Raw genomic sequence first — 21,672 nt, forward strand, 5'->3', positions numbered from 1 at the left:
GTCCTTGCGGCGTCACTCGCTCAGCTCGCTCCGGAGAGCGACAGATCCTTGCGGCGCTCGTCCTGCTTGTACGGTTTGCGCGCGACGGTTGCGCGGATCTCGGTTTGTGGTTCACCGGGATTTCCCCACAGCACCTTCACCTCGGTGCCGGGCTCGGAGTACTCGACGTCGATGAAGCTGATCGACAGCGCCTTTCGGTATGTGTAGCTGTAACCGGGATGGGTCGACTGACCGACCTCGCGGCCGTCGACGAGGATCTTGTCCGCCCAGTTGCTCGCGAACGGAGGATGCGGGATCTCGAACAGGTGGTAGACGGGACCGTCGCTGAACATCGACGAGTAGATCGCGATGAGGTCGTCGCTGTTGAATTCGAGAGTGACGCCCACCCTGCGGGGCTGGGCTACCAACGCCTCGAGTGCGCTGCGTCCGATGAAGTCGTGATCGAAGTTGATGCTCTTGGCCCAGCCGAGCTCCACCGGGTTCCGGTGGAGCCCCTCGATGTCCGGCCCGTCCCAGCTTCCGGTGAACGTCGCGCCGAAGTCGTAGCGCAACGGACCTTCCATGACGGTGCCGACCCACTCGGCGGGAAGGTGCTTGTCCATGAACTCGACATACTCGCGGTTGGTTCCGCCGGCAAGCGCGCTGAGGTAGTGCACCGAGGCGGTCGGATACCAGGACTCGAGGTGGTTGAGCTGGATCCACCGCCATCCGAGTCGACGGATCCCGAACTCCTGGCCGGCCTCCACTACCGCGGCGTAGACCTCGTCGTGGCCTTCCATCGGACCGTGGAGTTCGAAACCGATCTCTCCTGCCATGCCTTGGCGAAGCAGCATCACCTCACGGCCGGCGATGGTGGCGTACTTGCTGTTCATGAACTTGACGTCGCGGAGGTTGGTACCGGTCAGCTTCTCCATCAGTGGCAGTGCTTTCGGTCCTGACACCTGCAACTTGTGGGTGGAGGGGAACGATGCCTTGGCGTCGTAGTTACCGGTCTCGAGATGGAACAGCGTCCACTGCGGGACACCGCACTCGAGTTCGAAATCTTCTTCGCCGTGGCGGATGAGGATGCCCTCGGTGATGACATTGCCGTTCTCGTCGCATTGGACGCAGTGCTTTGCTTTGCCGATAGGGAAGTTCGCGAAGCTGTTGATGGACAGGTCCGACAGTAGGCGGAGCGCATCGGGACCGGTGATGCGAATCTGTGGGACGAACGACCAGTCCCCGATGTAGACGGTGTTCTTCCACGCCCACTGCTCATCCTTCCATCCCGTGTACTCGGGCAGTCCGATGTTCGGTGGGTACGGCATGGGAGCTGCAGAGGTGAAGGCGCGGAACGGCGCTGAATCTGTCATCGGAGTGGAACCCTTCGTGAGATGTGTTGCTGATGGTGGCTCGAGCGGTTACGTGAAGACGACGGTGCGGATTCCGTCGAGAAGGACCCGGTTCTGGGTGTGTCGTTGGACGGCCCTGGCGAGGGCGACGCATTCGGTGTCGCGGCCCAGCGCCGTGACCTCTTCCGCGGTCATCGAGTGGTCGACCCGGGCGATCTCTTGCTCGATGATGGGACCTTCGTCCAGATCGCTGGTGACGTAGTGGGCGGTCGCGCCGACCAGCTTCACCCCTCGGTCGTGAGCTTGGTAGTAGGGGCGGGCGCCCTTGAAGCTCGGCAGTATCGAGTGGTGGATGTTGATCGCCCGGCCCTCGAGTTCCTTACACAGGTCGGGGGAGAGGATCTGCATATACCGTGCGAGGACGACGAGGTCGACGCGGAGTTCTTCGACCAGTCGCAGAAGTGTTGCCTCGGCCTCGGGTTTCGTCTCCGACGTCACCGCGACGTGATGGAACGGGATTTCGTAGTGGTCGGCCAGGAATCCGAGGTCGGGGTGGTTCGACACCACTGCCACGATTTCGATGTTGAGAGTGCCGATGCTGGCGCGGTACATCAGATCGTTGAGGCAGTGCCCGAACTTGCTGACCATGATCAGAACTCGTTGCTTCTCGCTGCTCTCGGCCAGCCGCCAGGACATCGCGAACGTCGTTGCGATCGGTTCGAACGCCACCCGCAAAGCCTCGATGGAAAGGCTGTGCGGGTGTGCCCCTTCGAAGTGGACGCGCATGAAGAACACGCCGCTGCCGGGATTGCCGAACTGTTTGCTCTCGACGATGTTGCAATCGTGTTCGACGAGAAACTTGGAGACCGCGTAGACGATGCCCGGCGAATCGGGGCACGACAACGTGAGCACGTAACCGGGATTTATCTGCGGGGATGTCGAGTTCATGGCGTCACACCATTTCCAGTACGCCGTTGCCGGCGGTCCGGAGCGCGTTGCGCCCGGACAGGACCGCGTTGCGCAGCAGCCAGACGTCGGTGACGGGTCCGATACCGCCTGGAACGGGGGTCAGAGCGCGGGCACGCGTGGCCACCTGGGTGAAGTCGACGTCACCGACCATGCGGACCGCACCGGTCTCGGGGTCGCGGGCCGGGTTGATTCCCACGTCGAGGACGATGGCGCCTTCGCGCACGTGCTCGGCCCGGATGAGACCGGGGACACCGGCGGCCACGATGAGCACGTCGGCTCGGCGGGTATGCCATCCCAGACGACCGTTCTGGCTTGCCCAGACATCGATCGACTGCACCGCCGCCTGCCGGTCATAGGCGAGCGAGACGGCCGGCTTACCGACTGTGTTGGAGCGCCCGACGACGACGATGAGATTCCGATGGTAGAAATCGGCGCGATCCTCACCGACGGCGTCCAGCCACGAGTCGAGCACATAGAACACCGACGCTGCGGTCGACGGAACGAATCGGGGCGTGCCCAGGGCGAGCAGTCCCGCATTTTCCGGATGCACCGACTCGATGTCCTTCGCCGGGGCGAGCTCCCGGAAGACGTCGACCTCGCAGATGTGTTCGGGAAGTGGTCGCAGAACCAGGATGCCGCTGATGGCGGGGTCGTTATTGAGCGATCGGATCGTGTCCAGCAAGTCGTCTTGGCTGGTGTCGGATCCCAAGCGCAGTTGTCGACAGGGCACGCCGAGTTCGTCGGCGATCTTGCCGATCCGTCGTTGGTAGACCGTGGCTCCGTAGTTGTCGCCCACCACGACCGTGGCTATACCGCAGTCGCCGCCGTCTGCCCTGAGCTGCTGGACTTCGAGGGCGACTTCTTCCTTCAGTTTGGCGGCGATCTTGCGGCCGTCGATCACTTCGGCGGTCATCGTGAACACCTCTCTGGGACTGACTGATCGAACGTTGCTGGTTGGCGGTCGGCGACTCGCACGTAGCGGTGCCGATCCTGGTGTGTCTCATGCATCGACAAAACCGACTTTGCGGAGGGTGGGGCCGATGGTTTCGTAGGCGTGGTGTGTGTCGTGGTATTCCGAGATCTTGACGATGACGCCGTTCCGAAACTCGAACAGGAAATGAAAGTTGTTGTGGTAGACGCGTCCTTCGGTCAGTTCGGCATGGAGTGTCACTTCGACGGCGGCGCGGTCGCCTTCGCAAGTCTTCGCGCCAACGGTCAACTCGACGGCACCGGATACCTGTGCGCCGAACTCGTCCATGAACTCGCCGATTCTGTCTTCGACGTTTCCGGCGCCGGCCGACCACCAGGTCAATTTCTCATCCGCGTACCGCTCGATAGCGGTGCGCACACCCTGGTTTCCCATCGTTTCGAAGAACAAGTCCACGGTCTCGGCGGTGGTAGTCGTCATCTTCGTCCCCGTTCGCGCGTGCATCTGTTGGTTTCTCCGGTAGTGGTCGGGTCTAGACGAGATCGGTGACGGTGTTGTCGACACCGAGCAACGCCTTGCCGTAGACCTCGTAGCCGATGTCCGGGATGACGTGCGCGTGGCGTGCCCCGGTGCTCGAGTCGCGCCAGATCCTCTGCAGCGCATTGTTCTCCGCGAAGCTGCCGGCGCCGCTGGCGAAGAGCAGGTCATTGATGGCTTCCACGACGGTCTCGACGGCCTTGCCGGTGTCCGCGCGTACGCGTGCCCGTGTCGTGTAGTCGAGGTAGGCGCCGTCGGCAGCAGCGTTGTCGACGTCGTCGGCGGCGCGGTATGCATGCAGCATCGCGGTGTCAAGTTTGGTCGCGGCCTTCGCGATGGCCAGCTGAAATGCGACCGAATCGGCCTGAGTGTCGAAGTGGGTGTACGCAATCGACTTCTTGGAAGCCTTCTCCGTCACCATCCGCAGGGCCGCACGGCCCATCCCGAGTTGCGGTCCGACCATGTTCAGTGTCAGGAATGGAACGAACGAGGAGCGGTACATCGTCTCGTCGGTGTGTTCGGTGGCATAGGTTCCTTGAATCGCCTGCGAGACCGACATGACGCGATGATCGGGGACGAAGACGTCCTCGACGACGATGCAGTTGCTTCCGGTCGACTTCATTCCGGCGACATACCAAGTCTTTTCGATGCGGTAGTCGGTCGCGGGAACGAGTGCCATTCCACCGTCGATCGTCTCACCTTCCGCGTTGGTCACCGGGATGGCGACCACGGCCCACGTCGCGTGCGAGGAACCGGATGCGAAGAACCATCGCCCGCTTACCCGGTACCCACCGTCGACCTTGGTGGCCTGCGAACTCGGGGTGATGACGCCGCACACGCGTGCATCCGGGTCGCTGCCGAAGACGTCGTCTTGCGCACGTTGGCTGAACAACCCGGTCAACCAGGCGGTGCCGTTGAGGATCGTGGCGACCCAGGCCGTCCCGCCGTCTGCCTCGCCGATAGCGGCCGTGACCTCCATAAGGGTCCGCATGTTGGTCTCGTAGCCGCCATAACGCTTGGGGACTGCGAGCTTGAAGAGTCCGGCCTCGGTGAGCGCGTCGATCGATTCCTGGGCGACGCGGCCATCGGACTCGCCCTTGGCGGCGTTGTCAGCAAGCAGCGGGCCCAGATCACGTGCGCGTTGGACAAGTTCGTTCTTGGTCGGCGTCTCGGTCGCCCGGTCACTTGTCTGCAGGGTGGTCATCGGTAATCCTCCTGGATGAGTTCTGCCGCGCGGTGTCGGTTCGACGTAGGGCGCGGTGCGGTTCTCGTCGGCTCGGCCAGTGGTGCCGGGTGCCGGAGCGATCGGTGATACTTCAAAAGCTGGTGATTTCTATGATGTGTGACGGCCGCCACTCGTCTCTTGTGCGCTGAGCAACAACCTCGGCTGTCGAACTGCGCTGCGGCGGCGGGTCAGCTGCGCTGGCGGGGTGCGATGCCGGAGCGGCCGGCGAAGGTTGCTTCTCCTGCCAGTTCGGCTTCCAACTGGAGCAGGCGGTTCCATTTCGCCGTGCGTTCCGACCTGGCGAGTGAGCCGACCTTGATCTGGCCGGTTCGCCACCCCACCGACAGATCCGCGAGCCATGATTCCTCGGTTTCGCCCGATCGGGCGGACAGCACTGTTGCGTAGGAGGAGTCGTTGGCGGCCTGAATGAGGGCGCGGGCGTCGGACACGGTGCCGATCTGGTTCGGTTTGACCAGAACTGCGTTGGCGGCGCCGAGCTTGTTGCCGTGCTGAAGTCGATCGACGCTCGTGGTGAACAGGTCGTCGCCGATGATTTGTGTCCGGGCGCCAAGTTGGTCGGTGACCTCGACCCATCCTTCCCAATCATCCTCGGCCATCGCATCCTCGATCGAGATGACGGGGAAGTCTTCGGCCCATTGCGCCAACTCTTCCGCCCATTGAGCCGCCGTCAACTGTCGTTCCTCGGCGGTGAGTACATATCGCTGCGAGGACGCGTCGAAAAACTGGGTGGCGGCGATATCGAGGGCGATTCCCACGTCGGTTCGGGGGGCAAAGCCGGCCCGTTCAATGCCACGCGTGACGACGTCGAGTGCGGCGCGATTGGTGGGCAGTTGCGGACCGTAGCCACCTTCGTCGGCAATCAGAGCTGTGGAGTAGCCCAGGTCATGGAGGTGGGCGGCGGTGGCCGAGCGGACTCGGTCGACCCATTCGAGCGCTTGAGCGAAACTGGTAGCCCCGACGGGCATGACGAGAACGTCCTGAATGTCCACCGCTCGACCGGCGTGTGCGCCGCCGGACAGAATGTTGATCATGGGCATCGGGAGCTCGGCGGGACGGTCGTCGTCCGCCGCGTAGCGCCAGAGCGGTTGTTGCGCGGCGGCGGCAGCGGCCTTCAGGGTCGCCAGTGAGACGGCCAGTGCGGCATTGGCCCCGAGCTTCGAGAGGTTCCCGGAGCCATCGGTTGCCCGCAACGTTTCATCGACGCCGCGCTGGTCGCAGCTGTCCAAGCCGATCACGGCCTTCGCGATCGGGCCGTTGACGTTGGCGACTGCGCGGAGAACACCCTTGCCTCGGTAGCGGGAGCCGCCGTCGCGCAGCTCATGGGCTTCGTGAGCACCGGTGGACGCACCAGACGGCGCGATCGCCGTGCCCGTGGCACCGCCTCGCAGCCGTACTTCACACGCCACGGTGGGGTTGCCGCGGGAATCGAGCGCCTCCCAGGCGAGAACGGAGGAAATGGTTGAGCTCACGTCAGAACACTCCAGAGTTGTTGGACGACATCACTATCAATACTTTTTGCGGTGAGCAGCTCGATTGCGGCTCGTTGCGCGGCTTCTCGTTGTGGTGGTTCGAGGTAAGCGGCGGGGGACTTGCCGTCGGTACGGGCCAGGACGACCGCGGCCGTATGTCGGACGAGGCCGAGCGGGTCCGCTTTCAGTGCGCCGGGTACGTCGCGGTCATACGCGGTGAGGAAGTCCTGCGCGCATTCTCGGTACACCGCGCGGTGGCTGGGCGCGTGCGCCGTCTTGCACATCAAATGGGCGAGCATGAAGGCCAGGTCGAATACTGGATTGCCGAAATGTGCTACTTCCCAATCGATCACCCACGCCGACGGTCCCGAGGCAAGCACATTCTTGGGCGAGTAGTCGCCATGAACCAGGCATTGCGGGTGTTCGGTCAGTTCTGTGGCGAGCGCGCCAAGGGGACCGGCGAGGTCGGGTAGCCGCCGTGCCACGGTCCGGTGAAATGGGTCGATTCGCAGGTCTACGAAGGACTCGGTGTCACCGAATCGGGAGGCGAGAATCGGGTCGCCGAAGGTGCTGGCATGCAGGGCCGCAAGGATCTGCCCGAGACGCGCTGCGGTCTCGGCACTGCCTTGACCGCCCCCCGCCATGAGTTCGGACTTCCAGTCGTGGAGGGCTGATGGGGCGTGCTCCATGACGAGGATCAGCCGGTCCTGATCGACCGAGGCAACCGACGGAACACTGTCGGGTACTCGTTCACCGACCACCTGTAGTGCCGCGGCTTCGTTGAGGATCCGAGCGGGATCGGCGTGCCACTCCGCCGCAACCTTCAGTCGTGTGAGCGCCTGTTTGATCACCCAGGATCCATTCGGGGCGTGCACGGCGAAAGCGTCGGCCGAGACGCCGCCGCTGAGTACCTCGACCGTGCCGCGTGCCTCATCAACCACTCCCCGGTCGACGAGATAGTTGAGGATGGACTCCGCGGTCAATGCCGCATGTGGAGCGAGATGGGCCTCTGACTGGCTCATTGTGGTTGTCCTACGGTGAGACGGAGGTCGGCTCTGGCCAGGATGTCCGGGTTGACCGTGTTCACCGGCGGTGTCCCCGATAGAGCGGACAGCACGTTGGCGGCGGCCTGCTGACGTAGATCGTTGAGAGCTTCGACAGAATTGAAAGCCGCATGGGGCGTCACGATCACGTCAGGCAAGCTGAGTAGCGGATTGCCTGGTGCAGGAGGGTCGGCGTCGAGAACATCGATCCCGGCGCCGGCGATTCGGCCGTTGCGCACCGCGTCCGCCAACGCATCGGTGTCGACGATCGGTCCGCGCGCCGTGTTGATGAGATAGGCGGTAGGTCGCATGGCCGCGATGACCGAGGCATCGATAAGTCCTCGAGTGTGCTCGGTCAACGGGATATGGATGCTGACGAAGTCCGCGGTCGCGGCCATGTCGATCAGCGACGGCGCTGCGGTTATGCCGTCGGGCAGGGCGGAATCGGACACGGTGCGGCTGTAGACCACTACCTGCATGCCGATTCCCTGAGCGCGGGAGGCAAGCGCCTGGGCCGTCGATCCCCAGCCCACGATACCGAGGACACTGCCGCGGATACGGAACATCGGCCCGGCCGCCGTGTTCGACCAGCCGCCCGATCGTGTTTGCTCGACAAACGGAACAACTCGCCTGCCGAGGGCCAGTATGAGGGCGAGTGCGTGCTCGGCGACTTCGTCGGTGCAGAACACGGGCACCCTGCTGACCAGAATGCCCTGGCGGGTGGCGGCATCGACGTCGATGTTGTCGACTCCTACTCCGAACCGCGCGATCGTTCGGCAACGGACCGCGGCGTCGATGACGGTCGCCGGCAACGAGAGCCAGTTGACCATGATGGCGTCGAAGTCCGCGACAGTGTCGACGAGTTCATCGTGATCCCTGCTCGGAGCGGCGACCACCTCGATGCCGGCCGCCCCGAGCACCGTCTCCTCGACGTGGAGGTCGGGCCAGGCGTGGTCGACCACCAGAACGCGGTCTTTCCCTGGCACTGCGTCACGGTGCGACAAAGCGGTGCCTCATCTGGCCGAGTTCTGGCGATGTGCTGACGAGGATGTCCCCGTCTGCCAAGAAGCGCGGCGGGTCCATGGTCGCTCCCACGCCAGGGGGGGTGCCCGTGAAGATGAGGTCGCCGGGGAGCAGGGTGACCAGCCCGGAAAGGTACTCGATCAGCGCGGCTACCGAGAAGATCAGGCTCTGGGTGTGGCCCTTCTGGACTTGTTCGCCGTTGACCGAGCACGCAAGTTCAATGTTGTCGCGGTCGGCCAGTTCGTCCGGGGTGACGAGGAACGGCCCAATCGGACTGAAGCCCGGCCGAGATTTGCCCAAACTGAACTGCGGGAACTGCTTGGGTCGGTTCTGGGCCTCCCGGTCCGAGACATCCTGCCCGAGAGTGACACCTGCGACAACATCCCATGCATCCTCGGCTTTGACGGCGTTCACCGTCTCACCGATCACGACCACCAGTTCGACCTCCCAATCGACCTGCGGACCGGTGATGGTGATATCACCGGTCGGTCCCGTCACCGAGCTGGGAAACTTGGTGAAGGTCAACGGGCTGTCCGGCAAGGAGAAGCCGCCCTCGTCAACATGGGATGAGTAATTCAGGCCGACTCCGAACACCTGCGGAGGACGGGGTGACGGAGCGTCCAACTGTTCTGTCACCAACGGGCCGGTTGGTGACAGCGAGGCGGACGCCAACCACTGGGTGAACTCACGCCACACGGGAAACACGTCAGCCGGCGACGGACCGAACGCGCCCTTGCTGGCCGTCTCGACATCGACTACACCCCCACCCGGATGTAGTACGACGAATCGGCCTGATTGATTGGCAAACTTCATGGCTGGGCTCCTTCGAGCGATCAGTGGGTCAACCCCGCCTCGGCGGCGATGGTCGGGCAGGGGAACTAGACGGGTTTCCGCCACAGTTCGTACGAGTTCTCGCGAATGATGAGGCCGTCTTTGATGTGAAAGCTGTGCACAATTCGCATGTCGACAAGGCTGCCGACCGGCATCGGATGATTCGGGAAACCGTGTCCGCTCACCAGCTTGACCAGCGCTTCGCTGTCGTCGAAGACTCGATCTGGAGTAGCGAACCGATCCACGCGCCGCGCAGAGATGAACTCGAGGCTGTCGCAGATCGCTCGGTAGTTCTCGATGATCTTCGGCACGTTCCCCTTCTGGTAGATACGCCGGCCGGGGGTCTCCCACTCCACCTCGGGGTGGTAGAGCTCGGCGAGCTTGTCCAGCTGCTCAGGGTTCTCCCATTCCATGTGCCAGTGCGCGAGCCACAGGGCTCGTTCAACCGTGCCGATCGGAGGTTTGACGTGTTCGTCCCAGTCGTAGGCGTCAGCAGCCTGCACCAGCTGTTCGCTCATGGTGTTCCCTTTCCGTAGTGGTTCGGCGCGCGGTGTGCCGCGTGGTCCGTCGGCCAACCGACTGCGCCTAAAGCCCCGTCTCTGCACGTTTCCCTCGTCCGAAGGACGGTGGCAGTGGGGGTCGTGATCCATCGTGCGTGACGGTGGTTACACCGCTCTTGCGCGCCGAGCATAAGAACGGATCTCGCATTTGGTCCCCGGTGAGGACGACGGCCATCGCGCCGATGGGCGGTCAGTGCCGGTAGTGGCGCGCCCGCGACCGGGAGCCGCGGCCTAGCTCAGGCGATTACTCTCATCCAGCCGTGGCCGTATGGATATTTCCTCGACGAATGACTTCGCCGGTCCCCTCACGACATAGCTGATGAAGTCGGCTACGTCGCTGGCCATTCGGGGTGAATAGTCTCTATAGAGGCCACCATGCATGTGTGTGGCGGCCGAGAGCTGGCCCGACCGTGTCGTTGCTTCCTCGATCGGTGCCGATCTGATTTTCGCGAGCCGGACGCCGGAAGTGCTCACTTCCGCTTCCAGCAATCGGTCTAACACGCGAGTTTCGGAATAAACTGCACCGCCGTCCGGCTCGACGCACTCAGTGCGCGAGTTCTCGGCGGTGCTGACAACGACGATGATCCCGTCATCCGCTGCGGCGAGGTGAGGCAGGAACGCTTTCGTCAGGCGTAGGGCGCCGAGGATGTTGGTCTCCCATCGCCACCGCCAGTCGTCGGTGCTGGCGTCTTCCCGCGATTCCAGACGCCGCGGGCCGCTGGCGATGATCAGTGCGGAAACACTGTGAACTCTTTCCGCGAAAGAGTGGACGGAATCCTCGGAGGTCACGTCCAGATGCATCGCCTCGCCACCGATATCGGCGGCGAGGTCGACACATCTATCGGCGCCTGTTGCGCCGAGAACGACATGGAACCCGCCGTTGGCCAACGCCCGGGCAGTGGCTTCACCCAGACCCGTGGCAGCATCGACGACGACAGCGGTCTCGGCACGTGCGTTCGGGTCCCCAACCATGGGTTCTCTTTTCTCGAGTGAGCGACCCGTCGGCCCGCGAACTGGAGCCCCGGAAGATCAGGTTGCTCGTCCTCGAGCCAGTGAACGTCAGAGCTGCCGACCGCAGCAAGTGGCTCGTAGCGAAACGTATTGGTGCTTCTAGGGTCGAGAGCTCAATTCCTCTCTCGTCGCGGAGGTGCCACATACCAAACTTTCCTTGAGGACCAGCGCCGCCCATGTTTCGAGTGTCCGCTCATCGAGTGAATGTCCGAGCAGATCCTCGACTCTCTTCAACCGGTATGCCACGGTGTTTCGCACGACGAAGAGCTCCTGGGCGGCCGCGAGAGGGCTCCGCCTATGTCGTAGATACGCAATTGCGGTTTTGCGTAGCTCGGAATGCTGCGCGTCGTCGCCGGCGAGGTCGCTCAGCTCCGCCTGGACGAAGTAGGTCGCCTTGTCCTTGTCCTGCGCAAGCAGCGTGAGCAGATGTACTGAAGGAAAATCCACGATTGGTTCGCTGATTCCCGGCAAAATTTCGGTCACCCGTTTGCTCGCTGCGGCTTCTTCGTGTGTCCGGGCGAATCCATCAACGCCGCCGTGGCTGGTGCCGACTGCTGCGCGTACCCCGGACGCCAGCATGGGAAAATCTGTCCCCTGTCCGATCAAGGGGCGAATGCTGTTGCCCCACCCGTGCATGCTGTGACGGCCATGGGGAACGAGCAGGGTTTGTTCTGCACCGGCCGCATGCAAGAGTGCCATTGCACTGCTGTGCAACGCCGATCCGCTCGCACCGTCGACGGTGTCCGCCCACAGCACCACCCCGATGTGCTGGCGGTGAGACAGTGTGTAGTGGAGGATGTTCTCCGCGTCCGAGGTGTCGGTGATCTTTCCGTCGAGTATGGAGCGAACGACTTCGTCCCGCGCTGCGACGGTGGACATGATCCAGCGCTCGTGCTCTGCCCCGTATTCGCGGCCTACTGCGGCCGAGAACCGATTGACGAAATTGAAGAGCACTTCTGAGGTCAGTTGCAATTGATCGGGTTGTTCGGCGATGGGAACCGATTCCACGCAGGCCCGCATGTACCCCTCGGCCAACCAGGAGTGACCCTGCCGCATGGCTGCCCAGATGATGTGAAGGGGGATTCCGCGATGTACCCAATCCTGGATTGCACGGATCGCGTCCTCTGTGATCTCCGGTGTTTCCCCGTCACCGCGATCTATGCCCAACATTGCAATGATGGCTGCCGACTCCGTCCCCAGCCGCAGCGTCGCTAATTGCGGAGCTCCCGACCCGAACTCGGGGAAGTTCAACACAGCGCGCGCTGCGACGTCACGCCCGAGTCGGATCGCCCAGTCAACTGCGCCGCGGCCGAGTTCCTCTCTTGCCGGATCCAGTAACTGGGGGGAACAAACAGGCTCGACCCGCTGCTCCACATCTACGTGGAGATCTCGGACCCATGTGCCCCGTTGCTTGGTCACCGCAATACACATCCTTGTGTCGTGCCCGCCTCACGGTCAGAACGCCATCGTTCCTTCCCGCTTCGGCGACGTTCGGGCTTGTCAGCTCATGGGACCCGAACTTTTTTGCCGGGCTCGGCATTGTCATTATCCTCGAAGCGATGCTCGACACTAGTGCTCTGAGCGCAAAGATCTCACGATTGATATGCGCTTTCAGCGCAAGAAACCCGGAGATGTGGCTGGGAGCCTAACGGCGCGCTGTTCTTTCCCACGAAGCCGGCGGACCTCGAAACGCTGAACTCGATCGCGTGAAGAGGTCGGCGCATTGCATAGGTGGGCGGCGAACGCAATCGCCGTGCATAACTTTTGTCTGCCGAGCCAAGCGCTTGTGTCGCTCTTCACACAGGATCTATCTCAGGTGCATTGCACAGAGACAGAAGACCTCGCTGCTCCCGATGGGGACGACTTACTCGCCGAGGAGCAGCGTTGCCACACCTCGTTGAAAGGGTTCGAACCCATGACTCAACTACAGACGCTCGACCTTCGGATGATTCAATGACCCTCACCAACGAGACCACGACGACGCAGGCACCGGTTCGTCAGGCCGATCGGTTGTACCACGACACCCAGTCGAGCACCGAGACGACCGAGATCCGAACCCGGGCCCGGGAATTCGCGACCAAGTACGTCGCCCCCGCCGCGGCCCGGATCGCGGCCGGGGACGAGGTCGATGTCGGGTTCCCGTTCGATGTGTTCGGGGCGATGGCGAACCAGAGAATTTTCGAGATCCCGTTTCCCGCCGATGTGCACGGCGCCGGACTGGCCCGGCCCGCGTCGGCGACCGCGGCGGTGGTCGAGGAACTGGCCTACTACTCCAACAGCGTGGCCGCGATCTTCGATGTGCACTGCATCCTCGCCGGCAACGCCCTGAACCAGGGCTCGCCCGCGCAGCGCGGCCGCTGGCTCACCCCGCTGGTGCGCGGCGAGATCATCGGTGCGTTCGCCACCAGTGAGCCCGGCGCCTCGAGTGATTTGTCTCCGCAGGCGGTGCAGACCGTGGCCACCAGGACCGCCGGCGGGTGGCGTCTGGATGGGCGCAAACGGTGGATCACCAATTCCCCGGTCGCCGACGTCATCGTCATCCTGGCCCGCACCGGGGAGCGGTTGTCGTTGTTCATCGTGCCCACCACCACCGCGGGGGTCACGATCGGTCGGGCGGACCGCAAGCTCGGGAACAAGGGGCAGCTCACCGCCGACGTTCTCCTCGACGGTGTCGAACTGCCCGAGGACGCGATCCTCGGCACCGAAGGTGGTGGGCTGAAGATCGCCCTGTCCACCCTGACCTACGGTCGGATCGGCATCGCGGCCGCCGGCGTCGGAATGGCGCAGGCCGCGTTCGACCACATGGCCGACCGGCTTGCCACCCGGCAGGCATTCGGCCGCCCGCTCGGGTCGATGCAGCACTGGCAGTTCCTGATGGCCGATCACGCGCTCGCCCTCGAATCCGCCCGCAGCCTCTACCTCAAGGCCGCGATCCGCCTCGACGAGGGGAACCCGTTCCCCGAACCGGAAGCGGCGATGGCCAAACTGGCCGGCACCGAACTGTCCGTCACGATCGCCCGCGACGCCGTGCAGGTGTTCGGCGGTCTCGGGTTCACCCGGGAACTCGGCGCCGACGGCAGCCCCGGCCCGGTCGAAGCGATCTACCGCGACAGCAAGATCGGCGAAATCTACGAGGGCGCCAACGAAGTGCAGAAATGGATCATCGCCCGCCAACTGCTCGGCCGCGACATCACTGGCTGAGATCGACCTCGAACAAGGAAGCACACAATGACCACCATCGAACACGATGTCCAGGCCTCGTTCAAGGAGGTGATGGCGAGCGTCGCGACACCGGTGTCCGTCGTCACCGCCATCGACGGTGGCCTGCCCTATGGCACCACGGTCAGCGCGTTCGCGTCCCTGTCGATGAACCCGCCGATGGTGTTGGTCTCCCTCGACCGCGGATCGGACACGCTCGAGCTGATTCGCGAGTCGGGACGGTTCGGGCTCAACATCCTCGGCGCCCACCAGGCCGCAACCGCCCTGTCGTTCGCGAAGAAGGGTGGGGTCGGCAAGTTCCACGGCACCCGCTGGGACCTCGACCACGACCTGCCCCGCATCCCGGGTGCTCCGGGATGGATCGCGTGTACCGTCGCCGACCTGGTCGACGGTGGTGACCACGTCATCGCCCTCGGCACCGTCGACGCCGCCGAACTCACCGACGGCAGCCCCCTCGTCTACCACGGACGACTGTTCGGAACCCACGCCCCGCACGACTCATAGACCGGGCGGACGTGCTCCAATCGTCGACCTCGTGCGTGATGTCGTGGCACCGGCTCGTGGCTGAGATGGGCTCGGTGCAGCGAATCCGGCGCCTCGAGGAAACTGCCTCATCACACGCAGGGAACACCTCAGTTCTTTGCCGGGAAATCTACGGTCGCGAACCGCTCGGAATCGGGGACCAGGTCGCTCCCTCCGAACCCGAGCATTTCGGCCCATACAGGAAAAGGTTCTGACAATGACGGTGATGTATGAGGCGGAAATTGCACTCGCCCAGTTGATCAGGCTCACACCGACCGGCAGCGAACGCAACTCCCATGCACGGATCAGCGCGGCCACCGACTCTCTGGCCGCGGGCCGCGGAATCGTCCTCTGCGACGACATCGACCGGCCGCGTCGTGGCGAGATCGTGTCCGCCGCCGACAGCGCCACGGCGCAGACGATTGCCTTCACGGTGCGCCACACCTCAGGGTTCCTCCAGGTCGCCATTGCTGCCGAGCGGTGCGCTGCCCTCGGATTGACCCCACAGTGCGGCGCCGATGACCCCACCGCCCAGCAGTGTGTCAGCGTGGACGCCGCAGACGGGGTCGGTACCGGAATCTCGGCCGCCGACCGCGCCACCACGGCGCGAAGGCTGGCCGACGCCGACTCCACCGTCGAGGCCTTCACTCGGCCGGGTCACCTTGTCCCCGTGCGCGTCGACACTGATCGCTCTCCCCACGGATTCGCTTCTGCCGCACTGCATTTGGTCACCGCGAGCGGTCATCGTCCCGCAGCGGTGTTTGCCACGGTCGTCGGAACTGACAATCCCACGGATCTGGCCGCCGGTCCAAATTTGACACGGTTCGCGAAGCGTCACGGTCTACCCATGGTTGCAGTCGGTGACGTAGCGCTCGGCGTCGCACCGGCAACCGCCTTCGAAGCGCATTTCGAGCTGCCTGCTGGTCCCGCCCGGATGACGGTGATCGATGATGAGTGGGGCCGCTGGACGTGTCTGTTCATCGGCGAGATGGATGAGGCGAGCGATGTGCCACTGTGGGGGGTGCCGACCGAACAGTTATTCGCTGAAGTAGGTGCGCGCTCGCGGTTCCCACACATCCTGGTCGCGGTAACCTTCCACGACAGTGCAGAACTCCATGACCACCGCAGCGCCCTGGTCGAACGGATCGGCACCAGCAGCAGCGCGCTACGCCGATTGCTGCAGGCAACCGGCCTCGAGTCGGTCCGCGTCGACGTCGACATGGCGCCCTGGGCAGACCCCATCTGAGCTACCGGGCATTCACTACTCTCGGCACCGAGCTGTGTGATGGCGAAGGCTCGTCGTCCCGATGCGTCGGGTGATCGGCTCAGCCGGCGGCAGATTCGTCGTCGCTGTCGAGCACTGTGCGCAGCGCGTCTCGCGAGTCGATGTCGAGTTTCCGGTAGATGTTTCGCCGGTGCCATTCGACGGTACTCATCGTCAGGTAGAGCGTCTCGGCGATGCTCCGAGTGGTCAACCCGTCCGCGAGCAGTGTCGCAATACGCTGTTCGCTGGGTGTGAGTGCATTGATTCCGTGGATGACCTGCCGGCGGGGTCGCGCCCCACTGACGAGCAGCTCCTGGTGGGCCTGTTGTTCGACCGCCGTTGCGCCGGAGCGATGGGCGAGATCCAGCGCTTCACGCAGGGTTTCGCGGGACCGCACCTTCTTCCCGGTCCGGCGCTGCGCGGATCCCAATTCGATGAGGGTGCGAGCGAGTTCGAGGGGTGAGCTTTCCTCGGATTCGAGCACGGTGACCGACTCTTCGAGAAGTGCGATCTCCGGGTTGGGTGAAGCGACCAATGCTCGCTCCCGCAGGGCGGAGCCGAGGGTGGAGCAGAGACCGAACTGGCGCGCGAGCTCGATGTCCCGGTCCATCAGCTCGATGGCCGCATCGGTCTTTCCGGCTGCGTGCAAGGCGCGGCCGGCCAGTGAGCGCCAGGGGGCAAGCATGTAACCGGGGTTGTAGAAGTGGTTGTTCTCGAGAAGTTTCCCGACGCGGAGGAAGTCGTCGGTGGCCCCGGCAAGGTCACCTCGGACGAGCCGCAGTCGACCACGTGCCATGTAGAACCAGACGTTCAGGGTGCGTGTCTCACGGGTACGCAGCTGCGCCTCGGCGTCATGAAGAACTTCGGCTGCCTGGTCGAGTTCGCCGCGGTCGATCAAACAGTAAGCCAGAATGCCCTGCGGGGCAGGCACTGTCGAGTTCCATCCGCGTTTCATTCCGATGATGGCGGCCTGGGCGTCGACCATTGCCTCGCTGACCCGGCCGAGGGAGTACATCGCCATGGACCGGGCGAGGGAGATTTCCGCGAAGATCAGGGAATCGCCCCGCGTCCGGGCATCGGTGAGGACACTGTCCGCGACCTCGGCAGCGTCGTGGGCACGGCCGCACCAGGTCAAGGCGAGGATGGCATGACTGATGGTCATGCCGTCGGAGGTTTCACGCCAGAGCTTCACGCTGTCGCCGAGCGTGTGGAGAATCAGTTCCGCGTGGTCGGCGGATCGCGGCTCGGACATGGCACGGAAAACTGCCAGGTGCAGAATCAGGAGCCGTTCGGCTGAGCTGAGTTCGGATTGTGTGGGAAAGGCCGCGGCCAGTGCGCTGACCCGTTGATGCGCCTCGGGCGGGCGATCGACCAGGTACGCCGCCGAGGCCATGTACCCGGCCTCGAATCGTAGGGCGAGATCACGGTCGGTGTCGGTGAACGTGTCGGCTCCCCTACGGAATACCGTCAATGCCTCCGCTGGGCGCCCGTACCGGAACAGGGTTTGGCCGAGTGCGTACATCGCCCGAGCCTGCTCGTCCGGCTCGTCGATGAGTTCGAGTGCGGATTCGAGGTGGACGAGCGAATTGGTCTCACCCGCCGCGGCTTCCATGATTCCGAGATCGATGAGCAACTTCGCGCGCTGGCGTGGATCGTCGTGCTGCATTGTCAAGGCCCGACGAAGGTATCCCGCCGCAGCGCTCGGGGCACCCTTTCGTGCAGCACTTTTCGCCGCCGAGTGCAGGGCCGTGCGTGCCCACTCGGAGTCGGTGGGAGCTCCTCGCATCAGGTGCACCGCGACCTCGTCCATGTCCGCGTCGGCTGCCCGAAGCAGTTTCGCAGCCTCCAGGTGGGAGCGGGTGCGATCACTGGAGGGAAATTTGCGATAGACCGCGGCACGAATCATGGGGTGGTAGAACGACAGATTCGAGGTACCCGAGAAAATCTGTGCCGCTGCGAGCCTTTCTGCGGCGACGGTGGCGGCGGCGAAATCGAGACCACTGAGCTTCGCTGCGGTCGCCAGCGATGTCGAGGTTCCCAGGACGGCAACGGCACGCGCCAAAGCGAGTGCGTCGTTACCGAGTCGCGCGATGCGGAGCATGACACTGCGGGTGACGGAGTCGGGTGCGGTGTCCGGGACGGCGCCGTAGGGGTTTGCGGCACCGACAGCTGAGCGGGAGTCCATTGCCGTGGCAAGTTCACGTAGTAGGAAGGGGTTCCCGCGCGTTGCGTCCCAACTCTCCTCGACAAGAGCATCATTGTCGCCGGCATCCGGAAGTAGGGTGTGCAGTAATTCCTTGACCGCGTCGCGGCTCAATTCCGCAGGTTGCAGCGTCTGGGACGCTTGCAAGGCGATGCGGGCGACGAGTTCGTTCTCGGCGGCGGGGTCGCCGGTGCGAACTGCACCGACGATGGTGACGGGGAGATCACCGAGTCGCTGGGCGAGATAGAGCAAGAAGCGCAGCGAAAGCTCGTCACCCCACTGCAGGTCATCCGTGATCAGCACGAGGGGCCGCTCCTCGGCCAGGTTGGCGATCAACCAGTAGAGGCTGTGTAACAGCAGGAACTCGTCGGTCAGGGCGGTGGCGGTTTCATGCAAGGGTCGTCGGAGCATCGGCTCCACCAGGGCCGCGTGTCCCCGGAATATCGCTTCGAGCTCTACCGGCGAAGCACGGGCGATGCGAGTTTCCAGTAGCCGCAGGACGAGCCCGAGCGGAAATTCCTGCTCGAGCTCGCCCCCACAAGTGGTCAACACCGCTGCTCCGAAGCCCTCGCCGATGGTGTGCGCGGCGGACAGCAGGCTTGACTTGCCGATTCCGCTGGGTCCTTCGATCAACAACATCTGGCCGTCGCCGCGTGCTCCGCTGCGGACCGCGCGGGTGAGCGCCTCGACCTCCCGTCCACGCTCGAGGAGCGGGGCCGGGCCGTCGGTCGACTGCTCAGAGGTTGGCATATCCACCTTCCGCGAACGGTGCGGCTCCCTGTCGGGTTGAACCTCCCGCGTGACGTCTTCCAAGACACCGGGCAGGTCGGTTGTCTCACCTTGTGTATACAACATAGTGGTCCGTCTATCGATCGAGTGCGACAGACTCTTCTCCGGTGTGCGTCTCACTAGCGGGAGTGGCCCCCTGCGCCGACGGGTGACGGCGCACGAATGCCACTGCGAGTGCAATCACCCCGAGCAGGAGCAGCACGATCGGGGCCACGGTCCCGAGCACGGTCAGTGCGGTACTGATACTCGCGGTCGTGCCGGCGGCTGCTTGCCGGCTCTCGGGTGTGACGGCGGCGTCCACGGCGAGTACGGGGGTGACGTCGGTGACGCTGTCATTTGCCGAGACTCCCGCGGTGACCTGCGGCTGCAACCGGGCGTCGAGGACGATTCCGCTGGTGTCGTCGACGTAGAAGGTCAGGGTGGTGTCGGCGGTGTATGCCAGCGGCACCGGGTCGGGCAAGGTCGGGACGAAGGGACCGATTGCGGCCATCACCTCGGCGGGCAGCGTTGGTGCGAGACCGGCAAGTAGGTTTTTCGGCAGCGCGGGTGGCAGGGTGGCCAGGGTTGCGTCGTCCCTCAGATTTCCGGACACGGTGGTCGTGTAGACGCGCACGTCTCGGCCTTGCCGGGTGTCCTGGCCGCTGTAGGTGATCGGTGCGCTGGTTCGTGTCTGCGGGTCCCAATAGGTGTAGCGGTCCTCCGGTGCCGGATGGACGGGGAAGGCGACGGTCAGCCCGGAGGCCTGCTCCACTGCGGGTGCGTTGTCGGGGGCGGTGACGGCCTCGAGGCTGGTGCGGTCCACGGCGTAGGTGTGGGTGCTGGGCAGAACGGCCGGGCCGGCGTGGATGGTCGCCTCGTCGGCGACGACGGCGGTGCTGCCCTCGGTGTCGAGGACGTGGATTCGTCGGTCGATCGTGACCGGGACGTTGTTGGCGACGGCGTTCGCGGTGTCGCCGGCCTGCAGGGCGTCCGGGTTGAGCAGTGTGGCGGTGCCGGTGTAGGTGATGGTGACGTCGGTGTCGGATGGCAACTGCGCCAGGTGCGGGGTGACGACGAAGCGGGTGAGTGCGGCCAGTGCGATCAGCACGAGGCCGATCACCCCCCAGATGACAGATGAGCGTCGTACGTTCACAAAAGGGTCTCGGTTCCTGTGCTGCTGTGGGCGAGGATGGGACGCTGATGCAGGTGGGATCCGGCGAGGTGATGCCGGATCCCACCTGCGGGGTTCACTGATTCGCGGCCCCGAGTGCCACGGAGTTCGGCACGGGATTCACACGGCCAGTGCCGTCTCCTGGGACAGGTCGCGGCGGCGGCTGTCCTTCTTGTAGGGAGCCGGTGCGACCGTGGCCCGAATTTCGGTCTGCGGTGTGCCGGGCTTGCCCCACAACACGGTGACCTCGGTGCCGGGTTCTGCATACTGGGTGTCGATGAAACTCAGGGCGAGGGTCTTCTTGAACCACCGGCTGTAACCGGGGTGCGTGGCGTGACCGATTTTCTTGCCATCCTTGAGGATCCAGTCGACCCAGTTGCACACCAACTGCACCTCGGGGAGGTCGAACTGCTGGTAGACAGGCCCGTCGTCGTAGAGGGAGGCGTGGATACGCTTGACGTCCTCGCTGTCGAACTCGAGGGTGACCACCTGGCGGCGCGGGTTGGCGGCTTCCTTCTCGAGTGCCTCGCGGCCCGGGAAGTCGTGATCGAACGCGATGTTTCGTCCCCAGCCCATTTCGATCGGGCTGCGGTAGAGCTCCTTCAGATCGTCGCCGTCCCAGCTGCCGTCGAAGGAAGTCGAGAAGTTGTGGCGCAGAGGTCCGTTGAACGGTGATTCCACCCATTCCGGGGGAAGGTTCTCGTCCATGAACTTGTGGTAATCGGCCTTGCTCTCGTCGGAGAGGGCGTTGAAGAAGTGCATCGCCCCGGTCGGGTAGCAGGCCTCGAGGTGGTTGATCATGAAGGTCCGGGTGCCGAGCCGCCGAATGCCGAAATCCTTGCCGGCCTCGAGGATGGCTTCCAGGACCTTGGCGTGGTTCTCGATAGGCCCTTGGATTTCGAAGCCGATCTCCCCCGCCATACCCTGACGAAGGAAGGTCACGTCGATGTCGTTGATGACACCCTGTCGGGTGTTCATGAACTTCACATCACGAAGCCCGGTCTCGGTGAGCTTTTCGATCACTGCCAGGGCCTTGGGCCCGGAGACCTGGAACTTGTGCGTGAGCGGGAACGAGACCTCGACGTCGTATCCGCCCTTGCGGGCGTTGTACAGCGACCACTGCGGGGTGCCGACCTGATACTCGAAGTCGTCCTCGGCGTGCCGGAGCAAGATGCCCTCGGAGATGACCTTGCCGTCGTCGTTGCACTGGATGACGTGCTTGGCCTTGCCGACCGGGAAGTTGACGAAATCGTTGACCGACAGGTCACGGAAGAGTTTGAGCGCGTCGGGTCCCTTGAAGCGGATCTGTGGGACGAAAGACCAGTCACCGACATAACAATCGGTGTGCCAAGACAGCTGCTCGTCCATCCATCCCGAGTGTTCGGGCGGCCCCATGACCGGAAAGTATCCGACGGGCGCGATTCCCGTGAAGGCGCGGAAGGGTGCTGGGTCCGTCATGTGAGTTTCCTCCTGAAGATTGTGATTGCCACCACATCGGGCGGCCTCCGTCAGCGTATGACGCTCCGCACCCCGTGGGGCCCTCCCAGCCCCCGGGGGTTTTGATCCCATGGGGTCCC

The 21,672-nt window shown here is 64.0% G+C and carries 18 protein-coding genes; 3 read left to right on the forward strand and 15 right to left on the reverse strand.

Features of this window, described 5'->3' with window-relative positions; genetic code table 11:
* Positions 1-20 precede the first annotated feature (20 nt).
* The 12 genes from ACH49N_RS10250 to ACH49N_RS10305 form a co-directional block, all read right to left on the reverse strand.
* Positions 21-1,352 carry a glycine cleavage T C-terminal barrel domain-containing protein gene (locus tag ACH49N_RS10250; protein WP_358277886.1) on the reverse strand — a complete coding sequence of 444 codons (1,332 nt, stop codon included), beginning with the start codon at positions 1,350-1,352 and terminating at the stop codon, positions 21-23.
* 48 nt (positions 1,353-1,400) lie between these two features.
* Positions 1,401-2,258 carry a formyltetrahydrofolate deformylase gene (purU, locus tag ACH49N_RS10255; RefSeq protein WP_358277925.1) on the reverse strand — a complete coding sequence of 286 codons (858 nt, stop codon included), beginning with the start codon at positions 2,256-2,258 and terminating at the stop codon, positions 1,401-1,403.
* Positions 2,259-2,283: 25 nt separating this feature from the next.
* Positions 2,284-3,213, reverse strand: a complete 930-nt coding sequence (locus ACH49N_RS10260; RefSeq protein ID WP_358277884.1) for a tetrahydrofolate dehydrogenase/cyclohydrolase catalytic domain-containing protein — start codon at positions 3,211-3,213, stop codon at positions 2,284-2,286.
* An 87-nt stretch (positions 3,214-3,300) separates the two neighbouring features.
* Positions 3,301-3,708: a nuclear transport factor 2 family protein gene (locus tag ACH49N_RS10265; RefSeq protein ID WP_358277882.1), complete on the reverse strand. Its 408-nt coding sequence runs from the start codon at positions 3,706-3,708 to the stop codon at positions 3,301-3,303.
* A gap of 52 nt (positions 3,709-3,760) precedes the next feature.
* Positions 3,761-4,969: an acyl-CoA dehydrogenase family protein gene (locus ACH49N_RS10270; protein WP_358277880.1), complete on the reverse strand. Its 1,209-nt coding sequence runs from the start codon at positions 4,967-4,969 to the stop codon at positions 3,761-3,763.
* 209 nt (positions 4,970-5,178) lie between these two features.
* On the reverse strand, positions 5,179-6,480 hold the full coding sequence (eno, locus tag ACH49N_RS10275; RefSeq protein WP_358277878.1) for a phosphopyruvate hydratase: 1,302 nt from the start codon (positions 6,478-6,480) through the stop codon (positions 5,179-5,181).
* Positions 6,477-7,502 (reverse strand): phosphotransferase, encoded by a 1,026-nt coding sequence (locus ACH49N_RS10280; RefSeq protein WP_358277876.1) that lies wholly within the window; start codon positions 7,500-7,502, stop codon positions 6,477-6,479. Before ACH49N_RS10280 ends, eno begins: the two co-directional genes overlap by 4 nt.
* Positions 7,499-8,509 (reverse strand): C-terminal binding protein, encoded by a 1,011-nt coding sequence (locus ACH49N_RS10285; protein WP_358277874.1) that lies wholly within the window; start codon positions 8,507-8,509, stop codon positions 7,499-7,501. Before ACH49N_RS10285 ends, ACH49N_RS10280 begins: the two co-directional genes overlap by 4 nt.
* 4 nt (positions 8,510-8,513) lie before the next feature.
* Positions 8,514-9,359, reverse strand: a complete 846-nt coding sequence (locus ACH49N_RS10290; protein ID WP_358277872.1) for a fumarylacetoacetate hydrolase family protein — start codon at positions 9,357-9,359, stop codon at positions 8,514-8,516.
* Between the two features lie 65 nt (positions 9,360-9,424).
* A complete protein-coding gene (locus ACH49N_RS10295) occupies positions 9,425-9,895 on the reverse strand; it encodes a nuclear transport factor 2 family protein (protein WP_358277870.1) in 471 nt (156 codons plus the stop codon).
* 273 nt (positions 9,896-10,168) lie between these two features.
* Entirely contained in the window at positions 10,169-10,909 is a 741-nt protein-coding gene (locus ACH49N_RS10300) for an SDR family NAD(P)-dependent oxidoreductase (protein ID WP_358277868.1), read from the reverse strand.
* 138 nt (positions 10,910-11,047) lie between these two features.
* Positions 11,048-12,367 carry a helix-turn-helix domain-containing protein gene (locus tag ACH49N_RS10305; RefSeq protein WP_358277866.1) on the reverse strand — a complete coding sequence of 440 codons (1,320 nt, stop codon included), beginning with the start codon at positions 12,365-12,367 and terminating at the stop codon, positions 11,048-11,050.
* Positions 12,368-12,901: 534 nt separating this feature from the next.
* On the opposite strand from ACH49N_RS10305, the gene ACH49N_RS10310 reads away from it, so the two are divergent.
* From ACH49N_RS10310 to ACH49N_RS10320, 3 genes are all read left to right on the forward strand, one after another.
* Positions 12,902-14,149, forward strand: coding sequence for an acyl-CoA dehydrogenase family protein (locus ACH49N_RS10310; RefSeq protein WP_397504500.1), 1,248 nt, complete (start codon positions 12,902-12,904; stop codon positions 14,147-14,149).
* Positions 14,150-14,176: 27 nt separating this feature from the next.
* Positions 14,177-14,671 carry a flavin reductase family protein gene (locus ACH49N_RS10315; RefSeq protein WP_358272635.1) on the forward strand — a complete coding sequence of 165 codons (495 nt, stop codon included), beginning with the start codon at positions 14,177-14,179 and terminating at the stop codon, positions 14,669-14,671.
* Between the two features lie 235 nt (positions 14,672-14,906).
* Entirely contained in the window at positions 14,907-15,935 is a 1,029-nt protein-coding gene (locus ACH49N_RS10320; RefSeq protein WP_358272633.1) for a 3,4-dihydroxy-2-butanone-4-phosphate synthase, read from the forward strand.
* 79 nt (positions 15,936-16,014) lie between these two features.
* Here the strand turns inward: ACH49N_RS10320 and ACH49N_RS10325 are convergent, their stop codons facing one another.
* From ACH49N_RS10325 to ACH49N_RS10335, 3 genes are all read right to left on the reverse strand, one after another.
* The gene (locus ACH49N_RS10325; protein WP_358272631.1) at positions 16,015-18,906 is read right to left on the reverse strand and encodes an AAA family ATPase; all 2,892 of its coding nucleotides are present in this window, start codon (positions 18,904-18,906) and stop codon (positions 16,015-16,017) included.
* Between the two features lie 115 nt (positions 18,907-19,021).
* Complete coding sequence (locus tag ACH49N_RS10330; protein WP_397504501.1) at positions 19,022-20,077, reverse strand: porin PorA family protein; 1,056 nt, start codon at positions 20,075-20,077, stop codon at positions 19,022-19,024.
* Positions 20,078-20,215: 138 nt separating this feature from the next.
* Positions 20,216-21,553, reverse strand: coding sequence for a glycine cleavage T C-terminal barrel domain-containing protein (locus tag ACH49N_RS10335; RefSeq protein WP_358272628.1), 1,338 nt, complete (start codon positions 21,551-21,553; stop codon positions 20,216-20,218).
* Positions 21,554-21,672 lie beyond the last annotated feature (119 nt).

It is taken from the genome of Rhodococcus sp. NPDC019647 (assembly GCF_044389235.1).
In the GTDB taxonomy this organism is placed as follows: domain Bacteria; phylum Actinomycetota; class Actinomycetes; order Mycobacteriales; family Mycobacteriaceae; genus Rhodococcus_F; species Rhodococcus_F oxybenzonivorans.